The sequence below is a fragment of the Amycolatopsis jiangsuensis genome, from assembly GCF_014204865.1.
Lineage (GTDB): Bacteria > Actinomycetota > Actinomycetes > Mycobacteriales > Pseudonocardiaceae > Amycolatopsis > Amycolatopsis jiangsuensis.
Genome location: NZ_JACHMG010000001.1, coordinates 4,895,766 through 4,915,961 on the forward strand (window position 1 = coordinate 4,895,766; position 20,196 = coordinate 4,915,961).

General features: G+C 69.0%; 21 protein-coding genes and 2 tRNA genes. 9 read left to right on the forward strand and 14 right to left on the reverse strand.

The annotated features are described in order from the left end of the window. Nucleotides 1-5: 5 nt before the first annotated feature. Together BJY18_RS22000 and BJY18_RS22005 are read right to left on the reverse strand one after the other, a co-directional pair. Nucleotides 6-152 (reverse strand): hypothetical protein, encoded by a 147-nt coding sequence (locus BJY18_RS22000; RefSeq protein ID WP_184781746.1) that lies wholly within the window; start codon nt 150-152, stop codon nt 6-8. A 623-nt stretch (nt 153-775) separates the two neighbouring features. Continuing rightward, complete coding sequence (locus tag BJY18_RS22005; RefSeq protein WP_184781747.1) at nt 776-1,126, reverse strand: hypothetical protein; 351 nt, start codon at nt 1,124-1,126, stop codon at nt 776-778. Between the two features lie 538 nt (nt 1,127-1,664). Between BJY18_RS22005 and BJY18_RS22010 the strand changes: the two genes are divergently transcribed. After that, nucleotides 1,665-3,065 carry a helix-turn-helix domain-containing protein gene (locus BJY18_RS22010; RefSeq protein ID WP_246458940.1) on the forward strand — a complete coding sequence of 467 codons (1,401 nt, stop codon included), beginning with the start codon at nt 1,665-1,667 and terminating at the stop codon, nt 3,063-3,065. A gap of 3 nt (nt 3,066-3,068) precedes the next feature. Here BJY18_RS22010 and BJY18_RS22015 read toward each other — a convergent pair whose 3' ends face one another. Next, nucleotides 3,069-3,671, reverse strand: a complete 603-nt coding sequence (locus tag BJY18_RS22015) for an NUDIX hydrolase (RefSeq protein WP_184781748.1) — start codon at nt 3,669-3,671, stop codon at nt 3,069-3,071. A 95-nt stretch (nt 3,672-3,766) separates the two neighbouring features. Between BJY18_RS22015 and BJY18_RS22020 the strand changes: the two genes are divergently transcribed. Next, nucleotides 3,767-3,855, forward strand: a tRNA-Ser gene (locus BJY18_RS22020). Nucleotides 3,856-4,178: 323 nt separating this feature from the next. Here the strand turns inward: BJY18_RS22020 and BJY18_RS22025 are convergent. The 3 genes from BJY18_RS22025 to BJY18_RS22035 all read right to left on the reverse strand — a co-directional run bounded on the left by BJY18_RS22025 (nt 4,179) and on the right by BJY18_RS22035 (nt 5,785). After that, a complete protein-coding gene (locus BJY18_RS22025) occupies nt 4,179-5,087 on the reverse strand; it encodes a tyrosine-type recombinase/integrase (protein ID WP_184781749.1) in 909 nt (302 codons plus the stop codon). Between the two features lie 119 nt (nt 5,088-5,206). Continuing rightward, a tRNA-Ser gene (locus BJY18_RS22030) sits at nt 5,207-5,291 on the reverse strand. A 26-nt stretch (nt 5,292-5,317) separates the two neighbouring features. Then, complete coding sequence (locus tag BJY18_RS22035; protein ID WP_184781750.1) at nt 5,318-5,785, reverse strand: MarR family winged helix-turn-helix transcriptional regulator; 468 nt, start codon at nt 5,783-5,785, stop codon at nt 5,318-5,320. Nucleotides 5,786-6,273: 488 nt separating this feature from the next. On the opposite strand from BJY18_RS22035, the gene ypfJ reads away from it, so the two are divergent. Then, nucleotides 6,274-7,203 carry a KPN_02809 family neutral zinc metallopeptidase gene (gene ypfJ / locus BJY18_RS22040; RefSeq protein ID WP_184781751.1) on the forward strand — a complete coding sequence of 310 codons (930 nt, stop codon included), beginning with the start codon at nt 6,274-6,276 and terminating at the stop codon, nt 7,201-7,203. A 35-nt stretch (nt 7,204-7,238) separates the two neighbouring features. Further along, nucleotides 7,239-8,216: an NAD(P)H-quinone oxidoreductase gene (locus BJY18_RS22045; RefSeq protein ID WP_184781752.1), complete on the forward strand. Its 978-nt coding sequence runs from the start codon at nt 7,239-7,241 to the stop codon at nt 8,214-8,216. Nucleotides 8,217-8,260: 44 nt separating this feature from the next. Here the strand turns inward: BJY18_RS22045 and BJY18_RS22050 are convergent, their stop codons facing one another. Beyond that, nucleotides 8,261-9,460, reverse strand: a complete 1,200-nt coding sequence (locus tag BJY18_RS22050; protein ID WP_184781753.1) for a cysteine desulfurase-like protein — start codon at nt 9,458-9,460, stop codon at nt 8,261-8,263. Between the two features lie 123 nt (nt 9,461-9,583). Between BJY18_RS22050 and BJY18_RS22055 the strand changes: the two genes are divergently transcribed. Further along, nucleotides 9,584-10,168, forward strand: coding sequence for a bacterial proteasome activator family protein (locus BJY18_RS22055; protein WP_184781754.1), 585 nt, complete (start codon nt 9,584-9,586; stop codon nt 10,166-10,168). 26 nt (nt 10,169-10,194) lie between these two features. On the opposite strand, the gene BJY18_RS22060 is transcribed toward BJY18_RS22055, so the two are convergent. From BJY18_RS22060 to BJY18_RS22070, 3 genes are all read right to left on the reverse strand, one after another. Beyond that, a complete protein-coding gene (locus tag BJY18_RS22060) occupies nt 10,195-11,337 on the reverse strand; it encodes an epoxide hydrolase family protein (RefSeq protein WP_184781755.1) in 1,143 nt (380 codons plus the stop codon). Between the two features lie 72 nt (nt 11,338-11,409). Beyond that, a complete protein-coding gene (locus BJY18_RS22065; protein ID WP_184781756.1) occupies nt 11,410-12,372 on the reverse strand; it encodes a spore coat protein in 963 nt (320 codons plus the stop codon). Next, entirely contained in the window at nt 12,369-13,115 is a 747-nt protein-coding gene (locus BJY18_RS22070) for a cytidylyltransferase domain-containing protein (protein ID WP_184781757.1), read from the reverse strand. Before BJY18_RS22070 ends, BJY18_RS22065 begins: the two co-directional genes overlap by 4 nt. A gap of 41 nt (nt 13,116-13,156) precedes the next feature. Here BJY18_RS22070 and pseB point away from each other — a divergent pair, with 41 nt between their 5' ends. From pseB to BJY18_RS22090, 4 genes are all read left to right on the forward strand, one after another. Next, nucleotides 13,157-14,140: a UDP-N-acetylglucosamine 4,6-dehydratase (inverting) gene (pseB, locus tag BJY18_RS22075; protein WP_184781758.1), complete on the forward strand. Its 984-nt coding sequence runs from the start codon at nt 13,157-13,159 to the stop codon at nt 14,138-14,140. Continuing rightward, complete coding sequence (locus BJY18_RS22080; protein WP_184781759.1) at nt 14,133-15,299, forward strand: DegT/DnrJ/EryC1/StrS family aminotransferase; 1,167 nt, start codon at nt 14,133-14,135, stop codon at nt 15,297-15,299. Before pseB ends, BJY18_RS22080 begins: the two co-directional genes overlap by 8 nt. Before the next feature lie 120 nt (nt 15,300-15,419). Continuing rightward, nucleotides 15,420-17,126 carry a WXG100-like domain-containing protein gene (locus tag BJY18_RS37815; RefSeq protein ID WP_184781760.1) on the forward strand — a complete coding sequence of 569 codons (1,707 nt, stop codon included), beginning with the start codon at nt 15,420-15,422 and terminating at the stop codon, nt 17,124-17,126. A 3-nt stretch (nt 17,127-17,129) separates the two neighbouring features. Then, nucleotides 17,130-17,759: a hypothetical protein gene (locus BJY18_RS22090; protein ID WP_184781761.1), complete on the forward strand. Its 630-nt coding sequence runs from the start codon at nt 17,130-17,132 to the stop codon at nt 17,757-17,759. 9 nt (nt 17,760-17,768) lie between these two features. Here BJY18_RS22090 and BJY18_RS22095 read toward each other — a convergent pair whose 3' ends face one another. Genes BJY18_RS22095 through BJY18_RS22110 form a run of 4 tightly spaced genes read right to left on the reverse strand, consistent with a single transcriptional unit; the run spans nt 17,769 to nt 20,195 of the window. After that, entirely contained in the window at nt 17,769-18,191 is a 423-nt protein-coding gene (locus BJY18_RS22095) for a DUF4345 domain-containing protein (RefSeq protein ID WP_184781762.1), read from the reverse strand. Between the two features lie 10 nt (nt 18,192-18,201). Then, nucleotides 18,202-19,251, reverse strand: a complete 1,050-nt coding sequence (pseI, locus tag BJY18_RS22100) for a pseudaminic acid synthase (RefSeq protein ID WP_184781763.1) — start codon at nt 19,249-19,251, stop codon at nt 18,202-18,204. 30 nt (nt 19,252-19,281) lie between these two features. Continuing rightward, complete coding sequence (locus tag BJY18_RS22105; protein ID WP_184781764.1) at nt 19,282-19,749, reverse strand: GNAT family N-acetyltransferase; 468 nt, start codon at nt 19,747-19,749, stop codon at nt 19,282-19,284. Next, the gene (locus BJY18_RS22110) at nt 19,746-20,195 is read right to left on the reverse strand and encodes a hypothetical protein (protein WP_184781765.1); all 450 of its coding nucleotides are present in this window, start codon (nt 20,193-20,195) and stop codon (nt 19,746-19,748) included. The genes BJY18_RS22105 and BJY18_RS22110 overlap by 4 nt, the downstream gene beginning before the upstream one ends. Nucleotide 20,196 lies beyond the last annotated feature (1 nt).

Sequence of the window (20,196 nt, forward strand, 5' to 3'; positions counted from 1 at the left end):
ACGTGTCAGGCGACCAACTGGAGTTGTCCGGTTGCGCTGGCGTACTCGAGTTCGTCCTCGACCCAGCGGAAGGCGGCCAGTTCGATTGTCTGGTCGACCAGGTCGCGACCGGAGGTTCGCCAGTATGCCTCGAGGTATGGACGTGCCCCCACAACGTCAGGCGGAAAATCGTCCCGTACTCCGCCACGGTGGTCGTTGGCAGGCGCCGCGGGCAGCGGCGGAAAGGTTGCCCTTCTTGGTTCGCCACTACTAGCAGAGCGGCAGCCTCTTCCTTTTTCCACGATTAGCGCGTGACGTCCCGTATTTGACGCGAACGCGAAGCAGTAGAGGAACAGGCCAGTTAGACTCATTAGCGTTACTGTGACGACCAGTCCGACAACGGTTACAACGTGCATAACGTATCCCCGCGATATAGTTCCGTTAGCATTGAAATACTCCTCGCGCACCTGGAGGAAGCCAAAGGCTTCCGGGTGTCGGTATTACGAGTTTTGGCGCGCAACGGTTGGCCGGATGTGGCAGATTGAAAATTATTTCGTCGACCACTTCGACGACAGCGCCGTCTTTCCACCACACGACTTGCTTTCGGTCCGAGAGGTCGACGCCGTCCTCGAGACGGCTGCGACACGCTGTCGCATCGCCCTCGTCCCGAACGATGACCTCGTCCATAAACGGTTCATCCCAGCCGCGCGTATACAAAAGACACTCGGGGTGCCCCGGTGAGCCCGCAATCTCCATGCCGTGGAAATTTCGTTTCATCAACTCTTTGAGGGCGTCTTCACTCGTCCACATTTAGCTCTCCCTCGAGTGCGACCACATACACACCGACCGCAAGATTGAGCGCCTGCCAAACGAAGCGATGCAATTTGATTGCAGGAACTCCAATCAGGATCGCACTAGCCGATAGGGTTGCAATCAGCACAACACGCGAGTAGTCGCCGAAAATTGCGACGATTGAAGCAACGAAGAACAGTGTTGCCAGTGTAAATAATTTCCCGAACCCCATTGCCCACCAGTAAGCAATGTACAGCGGGCGAATCTCCTCAGTGAGCGAACGACGGACCGTGGCGCGGTCGCCCTCCGAGATGGACGCTCCCGCGCGCGCGAAGACATCGCCGGTGGCAGCCACTTTCCGACAGGCAGCCGTGCCGGTGGACCGTGGCGAGTGCGAGGGGCCGGAGGGCTCACGCCCCGCACCCGCCACGAATTCGAGGGGATGACCAGCCATGCTCGCCGGCTTCCGGCCGTTGTGGTCCGTCGGCGGTCCTTGCTCGTCAGCGAAACGCGCACGGTCACGGCGAACGCGCCGGACGTACGGGACCACTGCCGAGACCAGGGCACCCCCAGCCGCGAGCGCGACTACGACGTGCACGACGATTTGGTCGACACTCACGACATGCACCAGCTTGCGGTGTCGGGCCGGCGCCTCAACGTGCCATTGTCACCCTGCGCTACCTCGTCCATGCACTGAGCGTCCGCCGAAGAGGTTCCGTAGAAAACGACAGCTACGCATGAAATCCGGCGATCGAGCAGGCTTAACGTCGGATCTCATACATTCGATGTATGGAACTTGCAAACTAGGGTGCTGACTCACATACACTTCGCCGTGAGCGAAGGGTGACCAGGTGCGAATAGCGGCGCGAACCTGCGAAGCGTGTGGCGCGCGCTTGGCGCGCGACCGCGTTAGCGATCACTGTGGCCCTTGCACTCGCCGCCTGATCTCGCATGAAGCGCAGCCGCAGACCGATGCGTTCTGGGAAGCGGGGAGCATTCGTATCGCGCTCCAGGCGCGCCACTTCGGCAGCTTCTTTGCGGCCTACCGCCAAGAACACAGACCCCGTGTTTCGCAGGCCACGCTCGGCGTTTGGCTCGACCTCACACAAGCGCAGGTGAGCCGCCTCGAGGCTCCCGGCGCCCGGCCTCCGGCCGACCTACACAAGCTCGAACGTTGGGCAAGGGCTCTACACGTGCCGCGCTCGATGCTCTGGTTCAGCGTTTCCGATACACCCGAAGAATCGGCCGAGCCGGCAGGCGAGGTTAGCCTCGATGACGTGCAACGGCGACAGTTCTTCAAGACCGCAGGCGTAGGCGTCACAGCGATTGGCGCGTCATTGCTCGGCTCGACTCCGGGGGCCGCCTCCGGACCAGCCAAGCCGAGAAGCACCGACGCCGAGATCGTTCGCCACATGACGGAGACGTTCCGGCAGCTCGACAATCGATTCGGTGGCGGACACAGCCGCGGAACGACTTCGATCACGAGCTACCTCACCTCAAGCGTGACGCCGATGCTGAACGGCACGGGCAGGACAGTGACGGCCCGCAACGAGCTACTCGCGGCCGCCGCCGAGCTGCACCAGGTCGCCGGCTGGAGTGCTTACGACGTCGGCAACGCAGCGGAAGGGCAACGGCACTTGCGGGAAGCGTTGAAGCTGTCGCAAGACGCCGGCGACGACGCGCTCGCGGCCGAGATGCTTGCCGCCATGTCGCACCACGCCGCGTTCAACCGGTCTCGCGACACCGCCGTCGACATGGCGCTCGCGGCCAGGCGAACGGCGAAACGATCCGGTCTGGTCGCCCTACAGGCAGAAGCCGCGGTGCTGGAAGCTCACGGTCAGGCGCTCAAGGGCAACACCGCAGCGTGCTTCGCGGCGCTCGGCGAGGCCGAACGTGCTTTCGAGCGGTTCGTGCCCGGCTCCGGGCCGACGTGGCTTAGCTACTTCGACAGCGCCTATCTGTCGGCCAAGTTCGCTCATACCTTCCGCGATCTCGGCCAACCTGCGAAAGCCGAGCAGTTCGCTCGTCGGTCGCTCAGCATGAGCGACGGGTACGACCGAGGTCGGTTGTTCAACACGGCCCTTCTCTCATCAATCCTGGCTGATCAAGGCCATGTCGACGAGGCGTGCGCCGAAGCAGCGAAGGCACTGCGGATGAGTGAAAACGTTCGGTCGATCAGAGGTGGCGCCTACCTCGCCGACGTCGGCCGGCGCCTTGCTCCCTACCGAACCGACCACCGAGTGCGCTCGGTCTACGCGCAGATGAGTGCAGTAGGCGTCCCCACGCCGGCGTGAGCCTTATCGGTAGAACGCGAGGATGTGGAGTAGCGCGACCTGCGAGGCCGCACCGACAATCTCCCCCTTGGTGATGCGTTCCCGGACCGTGTCTAGCGGAATCCAGGCGACCCGCTCGGCTTCGTTGATGTCCTCGGGCTCACCGATGTACACGGACCGTCGAGCCACATACAGCAGGTTCTCAGCGTCCGCACTGCCGATGATCGGTTGCAACGAGCCGAGCGGCTCGACGTCGAGCGGCCGCCAGCCGGTCTCCTCCTCGACCTCGCGCGCCGCTGTCACCGCGGGGTCTTCGTCCGGATTGACGTAACCGCCCGGCAACTCCCACACCCAACGGTCGATGATGAACCGGTGCCGCCACAGCATGAGCACCCGGTCCTGACCGTCAAGGACGGCCATCATCGCAGCCGGGCGGATGCGGAACACCCATTGCTCGAAGGTCATTCCGTCAGGCAGTTCGACCGAGGCGATACTCACCCGGTCGCGGCGGGTGTCGTCGACTAGTCGCTCACTGTGGATCTTCCAGCGCGTCAGCTCTTGCCCGTTGGGTTCCGTAGCCACGTGAGTAGATGCTACGGCGAACGGTCCGTTCGCCGCGCCGGACATCACGCGACCGGCCGCAGCCGTGGCCTGATCAAGCCCGCGGCCTGGTCGCTCGCCACATGCCCGCTGCCGACAGGTCATCGGCTACCCTGGCTCGCGGTAGCGTGTCCGAGCGGCCTAAGGAACATGTCTTGAAAACATGCGAGGGTTCTGCCCTCCGCGGGTTCGAATCCCGCCGCTACCGCCAAGCTTCCTCGGCCCGCGAAAACTAGCTGGTCACGTCCTTTTTTTGGCGAGCGAGAGCGCTGCGCAGAGCGAGCGCCGAGAAGTGGGCCTTCCGGGCTGACTCGGCCCGCTCTGCCCGTTCACGCGGCGGAAGCTCCCCTTCCGGGTCGACCTGCTTCTCGAAGCGATCGTGTGCAGCCTGCCGAGCAGGTGCAGTCCGTGCCGCACGGTCCGAGGTGTTAGCCCAAGACGTGTGCGCGGCAATCTTGGCGCGCGTGGTGCGCTGTGTCGGTGTCAACCCTTCCGGTTCCATACCACCGAGCACAGCGCACCCCATGTCACCAGCTAGACACGATCGCCGATGGCGAGCGCACGAGCGGACTTGTGCGCTCGTGCCACTGCCGCGCTGGCGCCGTACCGATTGAGCATCTCGCGCGACTTCCACCCCATGATCCGCATGAGGTCGTTCTCGTTGCCGCCGTCAAGCTGCCAGTAGTGCGCGAACGCGTGTCGAAACATGTGCGGGTGGACGTGGCCGATCCCCGCCTGCTTCGCCCGCCGCTCAACGATCGCCCGAATGCCCTCGTCGGTGAGACCGCCTTGGCCCGTCGACCCGAGCCACAATGCCGGTAGCGCCGCCTGAGGATGCCGACGGCGTGCTCGCAGGTATCGACCAATCGCCCTCCCGGTCTTCGCTCCGTAAGGGATCCTGCGGAGCTTCCGCCCCTTACCGAATACCTCAACTTCGTCGTAGTCCTGGTCCACCGACTCAAGCAGCAGCCCGGCGACTTCGGCCCGACGTCCGGCCGACGCCCAGAGAAGGCGCAAGATCGCCTCGTCCCGCCGGTCAGCGAAATCCTTACCAGAGCACGACGCCACCAAGAGACTCATCTTCTCGACATGCAAGATCGGCACGGGCGGCGGCTCGTACTCGGGTGCCTTCATGCGGTCCATGGGAGAACGGTCGATCTCTTCCTCGTTCACCAGCCAGTTGAAGAAGGTCCGCAGCGTCCGGAAATGGTTGTGCGCGTTGCCGGCGCTAGTCGCGTCGAGGACTTTCTTCATGTAGCCGCGCAGCGTCTCGGTCGGGCCGTACTGCTCGTCTTGCGCCATCGCCCAGGCGCCTGCCTGGTAGACCACACCGAGGTAGATCACCACCGTGCGCACAGATTTGTTGTCTGCTTCAAGGGACCGACGCCACTCTCGCGCCAGCTCGCCCCACTCCCCGGGTGCGTACTTGATCGGGTCTTTCATGCGCTCCAACCTGGTCTTGAAGTGTCACCAGGCGACTGCACTGGAAGCGCTGTGCTCGCTCTTCGCCGTACTTGCTGACGGTCTCCTAGACCACCTTTGCGCTGGTCAGGAAGTCGAATCGGAAGCGGCGGGGCTCTCGGCGAAGGTGGATTTCTCCACGCTCGCTTTCAAGGCGTCTGCATTCGGCCGCTCTGCCACGCTTCCTTCGCGCTCAGGGTATCGCGCCTCGTTCAGGCCTCGTCCAGGTGTTCGAGGACTCGGGTGAAGACGGTGCCCACGGTGGCCTGTTCCGCCGGGGTCAGCAGGTCGATCAGGTGCTCGCGGGCACCGTGCACGTGGGTGGGCGCGGCCTGTTCCAGCAGGCGGCGGCCGGAGGTGGTCAGTCCGGTGAGGACGCCGCGTTTGTCGTCCGGGTCCGGACGGCGGCGGACCAGTCCGGCGGCCTCCAGTTTGCTCATCTGGTGCGAAAGGCGGCTCTTGGTCGAGCCCAGCTGGCCCGCCAGCTCCGTCATCCGGGCCGTCCCGTCGGGGACGAGGTCGAGGCAGACCAGCACCTCGTAGTCGACGAGCGAGATCCCGTGCCCCTCGGTCAGCTCGCGGTGCAGGCGCTGCCGCAACCGCAGCGAAGCGACGATGTAGGCCCGCCAAGCGTGCTGTTCGGGCCCGTCCAGCCAGCGCACGCCGTGGTCGTCGGTCATCCACGAAGCGTAGTTGGCGCGGCCGTCCGGCCGAACTTCGCCCGAAGGAGGGGTCACGAAACGGTTGAGACTCGGCGCGAAGAAGCGCATCCTTCTTGTGAGCGGAGGGTGTTTCGGGTATTGAGCGCGCCGCAGGGGTACGCTCGTCCGGGCCGCCCGCGTGGAAGGGCCAGGTGATGGCATGGCAGGTGATCCCCGCGGTTGACCGCCCGCTGTGTCCCCGCGGCCGGCACGGCCTCGATCCGGTTCGGTCGCGACTGTGAACAGCACGAGCAGGCACTACCGGTGCGCAGGCATCGATCGCGCGCACCCCGGCGTCGCTCTGGCGCTGTTTCTCTTCGCGGACTCGGTACCGCGAAGGCATCGCCGGACGCCGGCCCGGCCGGTGGCCAACCGCCATCCGAAACCTCGGTAGTACCTGGGTGTGGTCCCGCAGCGCGCGGGGCCGCACCCAGGATCTTTTTCCCGGCCACAGTTAGGCTTTCGCGGTGCGATTCGACGACAACGCGGGGCTGGACACCTCCGAGGTGCAGGACCTGCGGGGCAGCGGTGACGGTGGCGGCGGGGTCGGCGGGCGGGTGGCGCTCGGCGGCGGCGGTCTCGGGCTGGTCGGTCTGGTGATCTACTTCCTGATGTCCCAGTTCGGCGGCGTGAGCACCGGGCCGGACACGGCGAGCGGCTTCGGGCTCGGCGACCTGGGCTCCGGGCAGCAGGTGGACGCGGGCACGCTCGCGCAGAAATGCCACACCGGCGCGGACGCGAACCGCGACCACGACTGCGCGATCGTCGCCGTGGTCAACTCGGTGCAGGACTACTGGAGCCAGGAACTCGCCCGTTCCGGCCAGACGTACCGACCGGCCACCACGCGGTTCTTCACCGGCGGCGTGCGCACCGGCTGCGGCAGCGCCACCTCCGACACCGGCCCGTTCTACTGCCCTGCCGATGCGCACGTCTACATCGACCTGTCGTTCTTCGACGAGCTGAAGTCCCGCTTCGGCGCGGAAGGCGGGTTGTTCACCGAGGCCTACGTGCTGGCCCACGAGTACGGCCACCACGTGCAGAACCTCCTCGGCACTTCGCAGCGCGGCACCGGTACCGGACCGACCTCCGGTTCGGTGCGCCTGGAACTGCAGGCCGACTGTTACGCGGGGGTCTGGGCGAACCACGCCACCACCACGCCCACCGAATCCGGCGAGCCGCTGGTCCAGGACGTCACGCAGGACGACATCTCCCGTGCGCTGGACACCGCGTCCCGGATCGGCGACGACTACATCCAGACCCGCCTCGGCGGCGGCCAGGCCGACTCGTCGAGCTTCACGCACGGCACGTCGGCGCAGCGGGAAAAGTGGTTCACCACCGGGTTCCAGAGCGGGCAACCGGCGCGCTGCAACACATTCAGCACCTCGAGCCTCGGCTGAGCACGACGGTCCCGGCGGGGGCTACAGTCGGGCCCATGCACGCGATCACGATCCGCGATCCCGGTGGCCCCGACGTTCTCGAGTGGACCGAGGTGCCCGACCCGAGTCCTGGTCCCGGCGAGGTTCTGCTGGATGTCGTGGCCGGCGCGGTGAACCGGGCCGATCTGCTGCAGCGCCAGGGAAACTACCCGCCCCCGGCGGGCGCCAGCGCGATCCTCGGCCTCGAATGCTCCGGTGTGATCGCGGAGCTCGGCGAAGGCGTCGAGGGCTGGCAGGTCGGCGACGAGGTGTGCGCGCTGCTGGCCGGCGGCGGGTACGCCGAGCGCGTCGCCGTACCCGCGGGTCAGCTGCTCCCGGTGCCCGGCGAGGTGGAGACGCTCACCGCGGCCGGGCTGCCCGAGGTGGCCTGCACGGTGTGGGCCAACGTCGTGATGCACGGCGGTCTCGCCGAAGGACAGGTGCTGCTGGTGCACGGTGGCGCGGGCGGGATCGGCACGCACGCGATCCAGGTCGGCAAGGCACTCGGCGCCACGGTCGCGGTCACCGCCGGTTCGGCCGAGCGGCTGGAAAGCTGCCGCCAGCTGGGTGCCGACATCGCGATCAACTACAAGGAGCAGGACTTCGTCGAGGTGCTGCGGGCCGAGACGAACGGTGCCGACGTCATCCTCGACAACATGGGCGCGAAGTACCTGGACCGCAACGTCGACGCGCTCGCCGCGGACGGCAGGCTGGTCGTCATCGGCATGCAGGGCGGCGTCAAGGGCGAGCTGAACCTCGGCAAGCTGATCGGCAAGCGCGCCAGCGTGTTCGCCGCCGGGCTGCGCGGCCGTCCGCTGGAGCAGAAGGCGGCGATCGTGGCCGACGTGCGGGAACGGCTGTGGCCGCTGGTCGAACAGGGTTCGGTGGCGCCGGTGGTCGGGCAGGTCGTGCCGATGGCAGAGGCCTCGTCCGCGCACCGGATGCTCGAGGAGGGCACCGTGTTCGGCAAAGTCCTGCTGGCCGCCAAGTCCTGACCCCCTCGTGAGTGGTGAGAACGGACCTTGCCACTCACGAGGTGTCAGCGGAGCTCTTCGAGCACCCGCACCAGCTGGTTGATCTCGAAGACGTTCGAGTAGTGCGCCAAGCCGATCCGCACCGCACCGCCGACCTCGGCGACGCCCAGCGAAGCGAACACGCCGCCGGAACCCTCGTCGGCGAACGCGCACAATCCCTGCGCGGCCAGGTAGTCCGCGATCTCCGGCGCCTTCTTGCCCGCGACGGTGAAGGCCAGGGACGGGATACGGCGCATCGCGTCGCCGATCACCATCACGTGCCGCAGCGAGCGCAGTTCGGTGGACAGCTGCGCGAGCAGGCCGGCGTGGTACGACTTGGCGGAACCGAGCGAGGTCACCAGGCGTTCGCGGCGGGAACCGGCCGCGGCGTCGTCCAGCCCGGCGAGGTAGTCGATCGACGCGACCAGGCCGGCGAGCAGCGGATACGGATGCGGCCCCAGTTCCAGCCGGGCCACGCCGCGGGCGTTCGGATCGAGCGAGACCGAGGAGATCCGTTCGAGCAGCTCCGGATCACGGAACACCAGCGCACCCACCGACGGGCCGCCCCACGCCTGCGCGGACACGACCAGCACGTCCGCCCCCAGCTCCTGCAGGTCCAGCGGCACGAACGGGGCCGCGTAGGTCGCGTCCACCACCACCAGCGCACCCACGCGCTTGGCGAACTCGATGACCGTCGACACGTCCGGGCGGGTGCCCACGGACCCGGACGCCAGCGTGACCGCGACGGCTTTCGTCCGCGCCGACACGAGGTTCTCGTACTGCCAGGCGGGCAGCTCGCAGGTTTCGATGTCGATCTCGCCCCAGCGCACCACGGCGCCGACGCGTTTCGCGGCCCGGCACCACGGCGCGATGTTCGCCTCCTCGTCCAGGCGGGACACCACGATCTCGTCGCCGATCGTCCAGCGTTCGGCGAGCGCGTCGACCAGCCGCCGCAGCAGCACCGGCGAGCTGGGCCCGAGCACGACGGCCCCCGGTTCCGCGCCGACCAGGTCGGCCACCGCACGGCGCGCGGCGGTGACGATGCTCTCCGCGCGCTGCGAGGCCGGGAACGCTCCGCCCGGCCCGGACACCGGCGCCCGCATGGCGGTGGAGACCGCCGAGGCGACCTGTTCCGGGACCAGCATGCCGGCGGCGCCGTCGAAGTGGATCCAGCCATCACCCAGTGCGGGGAACAGTCCACGGATACGAGCGACGTCGAACGCCATGGAGGACACCGTACGGACGTGCGGTTTCGCCGTCACCGCGGGGTTGGGCAGAACTGCACCCGGGTACCCGGGTGCCGGGTTGCCGCTACGCTCGGACCTGAACCGCAGAGTCAGTTGACGGGGATGGAGCACATGAGCGAGCCGAACTTCCGCGTATCGGGCGCAGACGGTGACGATTCGGCACCGCACGTGATGGTCGTGGGTCCGGACGGGGTGCCGGTCGGCAGCGCCCGGATGATGCCCGACGGCGAGGCCGGTGAGCCCGGCGACGTCGGCGACCTGGTCGAGGAGCCGGCCAAGGTGATGCGCATCGGCACCATGATCAAGCAGCTGCTGGAAGAGGTCCGCGCGGCACCGCTGGACGACGCCAGCCGCGACCGCGTGCGCGAGATCCACCAGACGTCGGTGCGTGAGCTGGAGCAGGCGCTGGCCCCGGAGCTGCGCGAGGAGCTGGAACGGCTGGTCCGCCCGTTCACCGAGGAACACACGCCCTCGGACGCCGAGCTGCGGATCGCCCAGGCCCAGCTGGTGGGCTGGCTGGAAGGCCTGTTCCACGGGATCCAGACGGCGTTGTTCGCCCAGCAGATGGCCGCGCGGGTCCAGCTGGAGCAGATGCGCCGCGGGCTGCCCGCGGGCTCGTCACCCGCGACGCCGGGCCACGCGGGGGAAGCGCACGGCCCGAACCTCGGCGGCGGGCAGTACCTCTAGCGACCTCTAGCGACCTCCAGCGACCTCTAGCGACCACGGAAGAACACGCGCAGGTCACCGATCAGCGCGTCCGGCTGTTCGAGTGCCGGGAAATGGCCACCGGCCGGGAACTGCGTCCAGTGGACGATGGTGTCGGTGCGCTCGGCCAGCGCGCGGACCGGCAGCCCGATGTCGCCCGGGGACACGGCGACGCCCGTGGGAACCGTGCAGTCCGGCAGGGGCGCGCCCCATGGGCCTTCGAGCGCGGCGTAGATGCGGGCGGACGATCCCGCTGTACCGGTGAACCAGTACAGGGAGACGTTGGTCAGCAGAGTCTCGCGGTCGATCAGGTCGTGGTCGGCGCCGGAGAACGCTCGGAACTTCTCCGCGATCCAGGCCAGCTGACCGGCCGGGGAATCGGTGAGCCCGTAGGCAAGCGTTTGCGGCTTGGTGGCCTGGATGATCGCGTACCCGGTGCCGGTGCGCTGGAACGCCCGCGACTTCGCCAGCGACCGCTCGGCGGTGGTCCGGTCCGCCCCGCTCAGGCCTTCCAGGTCCGCCTCCGCCCGCGCCACGGCGGTGGGAAGCATGGTCACGTGCACCCCCACCACCCGCTCGGGGAACTGGACACCCAGCTCGCGGGAGATCAGCGCACCCCAGTCACCGCCGTGCGTGCCGAACCGCTCGTAGCCGAGCCGGCTCATCAGCTCCGCCCAGGCTCGCGCCCCGCGGACCGGCCCCCACCCGTGCTCGCGCGGCGGCCCGGAGAAGCCGAACCCGGGAATCGACGGCACGACGACGTGGAACGCGTCGCGGGGATCCCCGCCGTAGGCACGGGGGTCGGCGAGCGGCCCGGCCACGTCGAGGAACTCCACGATCGACCCGGGCCAGCCGTGGGTGAGCAGCAGCGGGGTGGCGCCGTCCTCGGGTGAGCGGACGTGCAGGAAGTGGATGTTCGCGCCGTCGATCTCCGTGGTGAACTGGGGGAATCCGTTCAGCCGTTCCTCCGCGGCCCGCCAGTCGAACCGCAGCCGCCAGTACTCGGCCAGCTCCCGCATCTCGTCCACCGGGATGCCCAGCTCCCAGCCGGTGTCTTCGGGTTGATCCGGCCAGCGCGTCCTGGCCAGGCGGGCGCGGAGGTCGTCGAGGTCGTCCTGAGGGACGTGGATGCGGAACGGGGTGACGGTCATGCCGGACACGCTAAAGCTGATCGAGGACAGCCCGGGCCCGCGATCGCTGCCGAGATGCCCGGCCGCCCGCAGTCAGAACGACGCCAGCACGTCCAGCACCCGGTCCGCGCCGAGTCCGTCCACAGTGGACGCGGCCGTGCGGCTCAGCCTGGACCGCGTCGCCGCGTCCGAAAGCAGTCCACGCAGCACCGCGGCCGCCTCCGGGATCCGCTCCGCCAAGGTGCCCGCCTCCCCCAGCGGGCAGGCGAGACCGAGGTCGAGTGCGGCGTGGTAGCCGGCCGCCTGGTTGTCCACGAGCTGCAGCGCCGCCGTGGGCACGCCAAGGCAGCACAGCTCCAGGAACGTGACTCCCGAAGCACTGACGGCGACGTCGGTCGTGGCCAGGAGGTCGAGCAGCCCGGCATGCGGAGCGGCGAGGCGGATTTCCTGCCCGTCCGCAAACTCCGGCAGCGCAGGCGTACCGCGGACGAGCGCGTCGGCAATGAAGGGCAGTCCGGTGTCGCGGAGTGCACGCAAGAGAGAAGTCACCGTCGAAGCCCACTCAGCGCCACCGCCGAGGACGACCGTCACCTGCGGTGGATCCGACGGCGCCCGTGCAGCACGGCGCGACCGCGCGCGCAGTACGACGTCGCGAAGCGCGGTGTACTCGACACCGCGCAACAGCACGCCCGACCCGTCAGCGGGACGCGAGCCGGGTACGAATCCCGAATCCACCACAACATCAGCGGGACGTCGACCGAACTGTCCGTCCTCGATGGACACCAACAGTGCCCCGGCGGCATTGACCTCGGCCCGTACGTCACCGATCGCGTAGTGGTCGATCAGGACGGCGTCGAAACCGGAGAAGTCAGCCGAAGAAACCCGCGGAACCGACAGCTCGCCGAAGCGCGCGGCCAGCCACTCCGCGTTGTCCGTCCGGCCTGCAAAGCTCACTTCCCAGCCCCGCGCGACCGCGCGCTCCGCGTACGCGACAACCCGCGAGACGTGCCCCGCGCCGATTGTCGGCGACGCGTCGGCACGCAGGAGCAGCCTCACCGACCGACCTTCTTCTGCTCGACGTGCGCGTTCAACGCCACGAGGTCCGGCCGTGCCCGCAGCAGCGCCACGACGGAACGCCAGTCGCCCGGCTGATCGCCCAGCTCACCCACCAGTGCCGAAATCAGCTCCCAGTCCTCCGCGGTGTCCAGGGTCACCCGCAGGTCGTCGGCGGGCGGGCTGACGACCACCCCGGTGCAGTCGTAGCGGTCCGGCTGCCGGTAGATCGCCGACGTGACGTGCTCCCGGTCCGGCCCCGACGCCGTCTCGACCTGCTCGGTCAGGACCTCCGTACGTACCAGCTCCGCGTCGAAGCCCCGCGGCAGCGTCCGCACCAGCGTGGTCGACACGTAGTCCAGCGACGGCTCGGCCCGCCACACCGCGGCCAGCCGGCCGATCAGCACCGGATCGAGCAGCGGGCAGTCGGCGGTGAGCCGGACCACCGCGCCGGCCGGGTACTGCGACGCCGCGAGCCCGAACCGCGCCACCACGTCGTCCAGCGGGCCCCGCACGACCCGGGCCCCGCACCGGTCCGCCTCGGCGGCCACCGGGTCGTCATCCGTGGCGTCCGAAGTGGCCACGACCACCTCGTCGACGCCGGGTGCGGCGGCCGCCGCACGCACCACCCAGCCGAGCACACTGCGCCCGGCGAGCGGGCGCAGCACCTTCCCTGGCAGCCGCGTGGACGACGCCCTGGCCTGAATCACGGCGTTGACGCCGGGACCTGCACGCATGGGTGACATGATGGCCCGAGCCCAGAAACCCCGAAACGCGGAGGTCATCGATGTCCGAGCTGGATGGCTCCAGCATCCTGCTCACCGGCGGGACCGGCTCCTTCGGCAAGGCGTTCATCGCGCACGCCCTCGCCGAGCTCAACCCCAGCCGGCTCGTGGTGCTCTCCCGCGACGAGCTCAAGCAGTACGAGGCGCGCCAGCTGTTCGCCGACGACCCGCGGCTGCGCTGGTTCATCGGCGACGTCCGCGACCGGCGCCGGCTCGAACGCGCCATGCACGGCGTCGACTACGTGGTGCACGCCGCGGCGCTCAAACAGGTCGACACCGGTGAGTACAACCCGTTCGAGTTCGTCCAGACGAACGTGATGGGCTCGCAGAACGTGATCGAGGCGGCGATCGACACCGGGGTCAAGAAGGTCGTGGCGCTCTCCACCGACAAGGCGTCCAGCCCGATCAACCTCTACGGCGCCACCAAACTGTGCGCCGACCGGATGTTCATCAGCGGCAACCACTACGCGGCCACGCATCCGACCCGGTTCTCGGTCGTGCGCTACGGCAACGTGATGGGCTCGCGCGGCAGCGTGATCCCGTTCTTCCGCAGGCTCGCCGAGCAGGGCGAATCGCTGCCCATCACGCACAAGGGGATGACCCGGTTCTGGATCACCCTGCCGCAGGCGGTGCGGTTCGTGGTCGACTCGTTCGACCAGATGCGCGGCGGCGAACTGTACGTCCCGCGGATCCCCAGCATGCGGCTGGTCGACCTGGCACAGGCGATCGCACCCGGCTCGGCCATGCACGAGGTGGGGGTGCGGCCGGGCGAGAAGCTGCACGAGGAGATGATCGCCCCGGACGACGCCCGGCGCACGGTGCAGCTCACCGACCGGTATGTGGTCCAGCCGCACCTGGCCGGCTGGGGCTACGAGCCGCCTGCCGACGGGAAGGCCATGCCGGAGGGGTTCGCGTATCGCTCGGACACCAACGACCTGTGGCTCGAAGCCGACGAGCTGCGAGAGCTGGTCGAGCAGTATGGCTGAGTCCGCCGCGGGAAACAGCACGACAGCGGCGTTCCTGCCGTACGGGCGCCAGTCCGTCACCGACGAGGACATCGGCGCCGTCGCCGAGGTACTGCGTGGTGACTGGCTGACCACCGGTCCGGCGGTCACGCGGTTCGAGGCCGACCTCGCCGAGCACACCGGAGGCGTCCCCGCGGTCGCCGTCACGTCCGGCACCGCGGCGCTGCACGTCGCGTACGCAGCGGCCGGAATCAAGCCGGGCGACGAGGTGGTGGCTTCGCCGATGACGTTCGTCGCCACCGCGGCCACGGCCGCTCTGCACGGTGCCAAGGTGGTGTTCGCCGACGTCGAACCGGACACCGGCAACCTTTCGGTGGAGGCTGCGAGCGCAGCGGTCACCGACCGGACGAAGGTCGTCGCTGCCGTCGACTACGCCGGCCACCCGGCCGAGCTGGACACGCTGTCCCGCGTCGCCCACGAAGCCGGCGCACTCCTGCTCGAAGACGCCGCGCACTCCGTGGGCGGTAGCTGGCAAGGGCGTCCGGTCGGCTCGATCGCGGACCTCACCACGTTCTCCTTCTTCCCGACCAAAAACCTGACGACCGCCGAAGGCGGCGCGGTCGTGACCGCCGACGCGGACCTGCTGCGGCGGGCACAGGCGTTCCGCAACCACGGACTGGTACGCGACAAGACGGCGCAGCGGTATCCGGACGAGGGTCCGTGGCACCAGGAAGTGCACGAGTTCGGCCTGAACTACCGGCTGCCCGACGTGCTCTGCGCGCTGGGCAGCAGTCAGCTCAGTCGGCTGGGTGAGTTCAAGAAGCGCCGCGCGGAGATCCACGCCCGATACAACACCGCGTTCGCCGATCTCGACGGTGTGCTGACCCCGCCGTCGCGCGAAGGCGCCGACCCGGTGTGGCACCTGTATCCGTTGCGGGTACGGGAAGGCCGTCGCCGTGCGCTCTTCGAACACCTGCGTGGGCGGGGAATCGGGGTGCAGGTGAACTACATCCCGGCGTACTGGCATCCCGTCTTCGAAGACCTCGGCTACCGGCGCGGCCTGTGCCCGAACGCCGAGGCGTACTACGAGCAGGAACTGTCTCTGCCGCTGTTCCCCTCACTGACCGACGCGGACGTCGACCGGGTGGTGGAAGGGGTACGTGGCTTCTTCGGCGCCTGACCAGCTGCACGTTCTGCCAGATTCCCGTGACTGGATGGGCCGGGGCGTCCCTGCGGCACCGGCACATGCTGGTGCGTGGGACAGCCGGCTCCTAAGGTGGCCGGAGGCGAGAGGAACTCGATGAGCAACCCACTGGTGGCAGCGCCGGTCAGCAGCACCACGGCCGTTTCGGGGGTGCCGCTGCTGGAAGACGCCCAGGACGTCAAGTCCAGCATCGAAAGCGGCGACTGGGCATCGGCTGCACTCGGGGTCGCGGGCACCGCGATGGACGCGCTGGAGGTCATCAGCGACCCGTTCGGCGCCATCATCTCCGCCGGGGTCGGCTGGCTGATGGAACACGTCGGTCCGCTCAAGCAGGCCCTCGACGCACTCGCCGGCAATCCCGACAAGATCACCTCGTACTCGCAGACCTGGCAGAACGTCTCCCAGGAACTGTCCTCGGTCGGGCAGGAGCTGCTCGACCAGGTCAAGGCCGATCTGCAGAGCTGGCAAGGCGATGCCGCCGACGCCTACCGGCAGCGTGCCGAGGACGTGTCCACCCTGGTCGCCGCGGCAGGCGAGGCGAGCGGCGGCGCGGCGAACGGGGTGCAGACCGCCGGCGAGGTCGTCGCCGCGGTGCGCTCACTCGTGCGCGACACGATCGCCGAGGTCGTGGCCCATCTCGTGTCGTGGGCACTGCAGGTCGTTTTCACCTGCGGGATCGGCCTCGCCTGGGTCGTACCGCAGGTGGCCGCGAAGGTGGCGACCACGGCCACCAAGATCTCCGGCCTGGTCCAGAAACTGGTCAAGGCGCTGAAGACACTGGGCACCCTGCTGCGCAAGGCGCACGGCGTGTTCGACGAGGTCGGTGCCGCGCTGAAGAAGATCAAGGCGGGCAAAGCAGGCAAGGCCGATGCCCCGCACATCGACAAGCCACCGAAGACGCCGGGTGGGCAACGTCCGCGGTCCGGCCCGGGTGATTCGCCCGGCTCCGGGCACGGGGACGACTCGACCACCAGCAGCCGCTCTCTCGACGACGACCTGCGCAATCCCGAGCAGGAGTGGAAGGACAAGTACGACGGGGACGGCCGGACACACACCTCGCCGGGAGCGCCGGGCCAGAACCCGCACGGCGGTGGCACGATCTCCCAGCACACCCACGACCATGTGAACCTGGGCAACCTCAAACCCGCGAGGCCGAATCCGAACCCGAGGAGGGCCAGGCCCGCGACGTTCAGCGGCGGGCACGTCGCCACCGGCGACCTGCCTCCCGGTACGGCACCGACCGCGACGCTCGGCAACGGCATCAACGGCGGGACGCCGGTGTTCGGTCCCCCCAAGCAGAACGGCGTCTACAACATCCACGCACCGCAGACGCTCGACGGATCGGGCAATCCGGTCACCAAGCTGACCGGAGCGGGCAGGCCGGGACAGAGCACCATGTTCCCGCCCGGTACGCACACCGGGCTGACCCAGAACGTCGCCGGCCAGGCGTGGAACGGCGGTCACCCCTCCGGCGGTTTCACCCCGACCGGCAACCAGACCACCGCGCACGGACATCCCGGAAGCTATACCTGGCAGGGGCAAGGGCAGATTCCCTACACCCCGATCTATGACAAACCCGGCGGCGTTCCCGGGCCCGACCACGGCGCTCCTCCGCCCGCGGGGGAGAATCCCTACGCCGGCCAGCGGATCGACGTGAACGGGTTCGCGAACCCGCAGTACCAGCCGGGTGATCCGATCCCCTCCGCCGGCGCGCAACCGGGCTACTTCGATCCGCACGACCCCACGCAGAACCCGGCGCCGGACAAGCTGGACGTCAACCCGGCCACCTACTTCCCGCAGTAGCGCATGAGCACTCCGTTCCAGGTCGACGACGCCGTGTCGCTGTCGTTCGACGAACACCGCAGGCTCCGGATCCGGGCGCCGCGCGAGTACCTCCCGCTCGCCGCCTGGCTCTACGCGGACGCGCAGCCCAACCTCGCCGCGCTCGACGGGCTGGGGCAGCTGCTCGAACAAAGCCGCGGCGAGCAGCTGACGCTGGTCGGCAACAGCTGCCTCGTCGATTTCGTCAACGACCTGGTGCTGCTGGAAAGCCGGTACGACCTGTGGCCGCGGACAGTGCTGCCGCAGCAGGTCTTCTGGACGGTGGTCAACGGCTTTCGCCGCTACCTCGCCGACAACGCGGGCCAGCCGCTGCTCACCCGGCCCGCCGGCTACCCGGACGCGCAGCGGTACACCTTCCGCCACACCTCGGACGAGGACGGCAAGCAGTACCTGGTGGACCAGACCTATTTTCCGCGCTCGTGGTCGCCCGAGGAGGTCCGCGCCGCCGCGGACGGCGCGTGGGCCTCGCCGGAGCTGGTGCTCGACGAGCAGACCGGAGTGTGGTCGGGGATGTGGCGCGGTCTGGAGATCGCCGGCTGCTACCACTCGGGCGAGCGGGAAGTGCTGACGTACTTCCCGGTCATCTCGCCCTGAGCGCTCAGATCAGGTGCGAGGCTTCTTCGACCGCTGAGTGCCGGCACGCATCACTATCGTGTGCCACACCAGAACCACCGGCACCACGAGCAATTCCAGCACCGTCGCCGCGCGGAACACCGGATGCGGCGCACCGGCCCGGCGCGCCGAGAGCAATCGCGGCAACCCACCGACGGCAGCGGTGCCGAGCACTGTCCTGGTCGCTGCCGCGCGCTTCTCCGGGCGCTGGATCGACCACCAGAGCACGAGCCCGGCAGCGGTCCAGAAGGTGTTCACGAAACGGTATTCGCTGTCGACGCTCGGAGTGGTCCGGCCGCCGCCCGGCGCGCGTTCCGGGCCGCCGAAAATCCCACTCAGCCCGGACGCGACGGGAATCGCACCGAGGAGACCGAGAGTCATCACCAGCGCTTTCCGGGACTTCGCCTCTGCCATACGGTCGAGACTAGATCAGGTCCCAGGTCAGCGCGGTGCCCTTCGCCGCGTCCACGCGGAACGTGCGGCCCAGCACGGTGCTGAGCTCCGCCGGGGCGAGGCCGCCGGCCGGGCGGATCGAGCGGACGTTGCGTGCGGTCACTTCGTCGCCGGCCCGGACGTCCTCCACGACGTACAGCGAGCGGCGCAGGCGCAGGCCCTCCTTCTCGCTTTCCCGCGGCCCCAGCACCGGGCGGCCGAGCGCCTCCCACGCGCGGCGGCTCTCCACCACCAGCGCGGCCAGCTCCGCGGGCTCCAGCGAGAAGTCCGAATCGACGCCGCCGTCCGCGCGGGCCAGCGTGACGTGCTTCTCGATCGCCACCGCGCCCAGGGCCACCGCGGCGAGCGGCGCGCCGATGCCCGGCGTGTGGTCGGAAAGGCCCACCAGGGTTCCGGTGACCCCGCCCAGCACCGGCAGCCCGCGGAGATTGCTCTCCGACGGCGACGCCGGGTAGCTCGCCGTGCAACCGAGCACCACGAGCTGGTCGTTGCCGGCTTCGCGGGCCGTGCGCACGGCCGCGTCGATCTCGGCGACGTTCGCCATCCCGGTCGAGATGACCAGCGGCTTGCCGGTGCGCGCGCACTGCTCGATCAGCGGCAGGTCGACGATCTCCGACGACGCGATCTTGTACGCGGGCGCGTCCAGCGACTCCAGCAGCTCGACCGCGGTCGGGTCGAACGGGCTGGAGAACACTTCCAGCCCCCGTTCCCGGGCGCGGGCGAACAGCGGCTCGTGCCATTCCCACGGCGTGTGCGCCTTTTCGTACAGCCGGTACAGGTTTTCGCCGCCCCACAGGGAATGTGAGTCGCCGATGCGGAACGCCGGGCCGTCGACGTCGATGGTGATGGTGTCCGGCCGGTAGGTCTGCAGCTTCACCGCGTGCGCCCCGGCGTCGGCGATCGCGTCCACGATCCCCAGCGCGCGGTCGAGGTCGCCGTTGTGGTTGCCGGACATCTCGGCGATCACGAACGGCGGGTGCTCCGGGCCGAGCGTGTGAGCGCCGATGCGGACTTCGGACATGGGTGGTGTCCTCCCGGTGGTGCGTGCGGGTCAGCCCAGAGTCTTGCGCAGCCGCCGGAAACCGTTCCCGGCGGGCGCCCCCTCCCGGTAACCGGAACGCTCGAACAACGCGCCGGACGCCGCGTTGTCCGGGTGCACCGCGGCCAGTACGGCCACCGCGCCGCGCCGCTGGGCGAGTATCCGCTCGCCTTCGGCCAGCACGATCCGGGACAGGCCGCGGCCACGGCTCCGCGGCGCCAGCGTGATGCTGACCTCCCATTCGCCCGCGCCCTCGTGGTCGAACCGCACCGTGCCCACCGGTGCCGCGTCCTGTTCCACGACGAGCAGCATCCGGTCCCGGTCCGCCAGCACGCCGTGCAACCAGCGCTGGTGATCGGCGAGGGCGATCACGCCGGTGGACCGCGAGGCCTCGCGGGTACGTGGATCGTTGCGCCAGGACAGCAGCAGCTCGGCGTCCGCCTCCGTCGCGTCCCGCGCGGTGACGGCCGGCGGCGTCACTGCGGCGTCGTCGGCGCGAGCTGCGCGTCCTCGAGCCTGCGCAGCCGATCCTCGTACCGCGCGATCCCGGCGAGCCGGACCCGGATCTGCGCGTGCTGCCGCTGGATCTCCTCGATCAGCGAACGGGCCTCCGCGGTCTCCGCGGCGTCCGCGCGCGGGGTCATCACCAGCGATTCCCGCAACGTCTCCAGCTGGGCTTCCTGCGCGGCGATGTGCGGGATGATCCGGTCGAGCTCGGCCCGGGTCCAGCGGAGGTCACCGATCGCGTCGCCGAGGCCGGTTTCGGCCGCGTCGAGCCGGCGACGGTGGTCGGCGGTGGCGTGTTCGAGGTCGTTGACCCGGTTGGTGAGGTCCCGGATGGTCTCCCGCATCCGCTCGTCGATGCGGAAGTCGATCAGCCGGGCCAGCCGGCTGATCACCCCGGTTCTGATCTTCTGCACGGCCATG

What these genes read in the sequence shown, in the direction of transcription:
- BJY18_RS22055 (WP_184781754.1), top strand. Translation starts at nt 9,584, where the DNA reads ATGGAGCACATGAGCGAGCCGAACTTCCGCGTATCGGGCGCAGACGGT.
- BJY18_RS22045 (WP_184781752.1), top strand. Translation starts at nt 7,239, where the DNA reads ATGCACGCGATCACGATCCGCGATCCCGGTGGCCCCGACGTTCTCGAG.
- BJY18_RS37815 (WP_184781760.1), top strand. Translation starts at nt 15,420, where the DNA reads ATGAGCAACCCACTGGTGGCAGCGCCGGTCAGCAGCACCACGGCCGTT.
- pseB (WP_184781758.1), top strand. Translation starts at nt 13,157, where the DNA reads ATGTCCGAGCTGGATGGCTCCAGCATCCTGCTCACCGGCGGGACCGGC.
- BJY18_RS22070 (WP_184781757.1), bottom strand. Translation starts at nt 13,115, where the DNA reads ATGTCACCCATGCGTGCAGGTCCCGGCGTCAACGCCGTGATTCAGGCC.
- BJY18_RS22090 (WP_184781761.1), top strand. Translation starts at nt 17,130, where the DNA reads ATGAGCACTCCGTTCCAGGTCGACGACGCCGTGTCGCTGTCGTTCGAC.
- BJY18_RS22110 (WP_184781765.1), bottom strand. Translation starts at nt 20,195, where the DNA reads ATGGCCGTGCAGAAGATCAGAACCGGGGTGATCAGCCGGCTGGCCCGG.
- BJY18_RS22015 (WP_184781748.1), bottom strand. Translation starts at nt 3,671, where the DNA reads ATGTCCGGCGCGGCGAACGGACCGTTCGCCGTAGCATCTACTCACGTG.
- pseI (WP_184781763.1), bottom strand. Translation starts at nt 19,251, where the DNA reads ATGTCCGAAGTCCGCATCGGCGCTCACACGCTCGGCCCGGAGCACCCG.
- BJY18_RS22060 (WP_184781755.1), bottom strand. Translation starts at nt 11,337, where the DNA reads ATGACCGTCACCCCGTTCCGCATCCACGTCCCTCAGGACGACCTCGAC.
- BJY18_RS22025 (WP_184781749.1), bottom strand. Translation starts at nt 5,087, where the DNA reads ATGAAAGACCCGATCAAGTACGCACCCGGGGAGTGGGGCGAGCTGGCG.
- BJY18_RS22080 (WP_184781759.1), top strand. Translation starts at nt 14,133, where the DNA reads ATGGCTGAGTCCGCCGCGGGAAACAGCACGACAGCGGCGTTCCTGCCG.
- BJY18_RS22095 (WP_184781762.1), bottom strand. Translation starts at nt 18,191, where the DNA reads ATGGCAGAGGCGAAGTCCCGGAAAGCGCTGGTGATGACTCTCGGTCTC.
- BJY18_RS22050 (WP_184781753.1), bottom strand. Translation starts at nt 9,460, where the DNA reads ATGGCGTTCGACGTCGCTCGTATCCGTGGACTGTTCCCCGCACTGGGT.
- BJY18_RS22035 (WP_184781750.1), bottom strand. Translation starts at nt 5,785, where the DNA reads ATGACCGACGACCACGGCGTGCGCTGGCTGGACGGGCCCGAACAGCAC.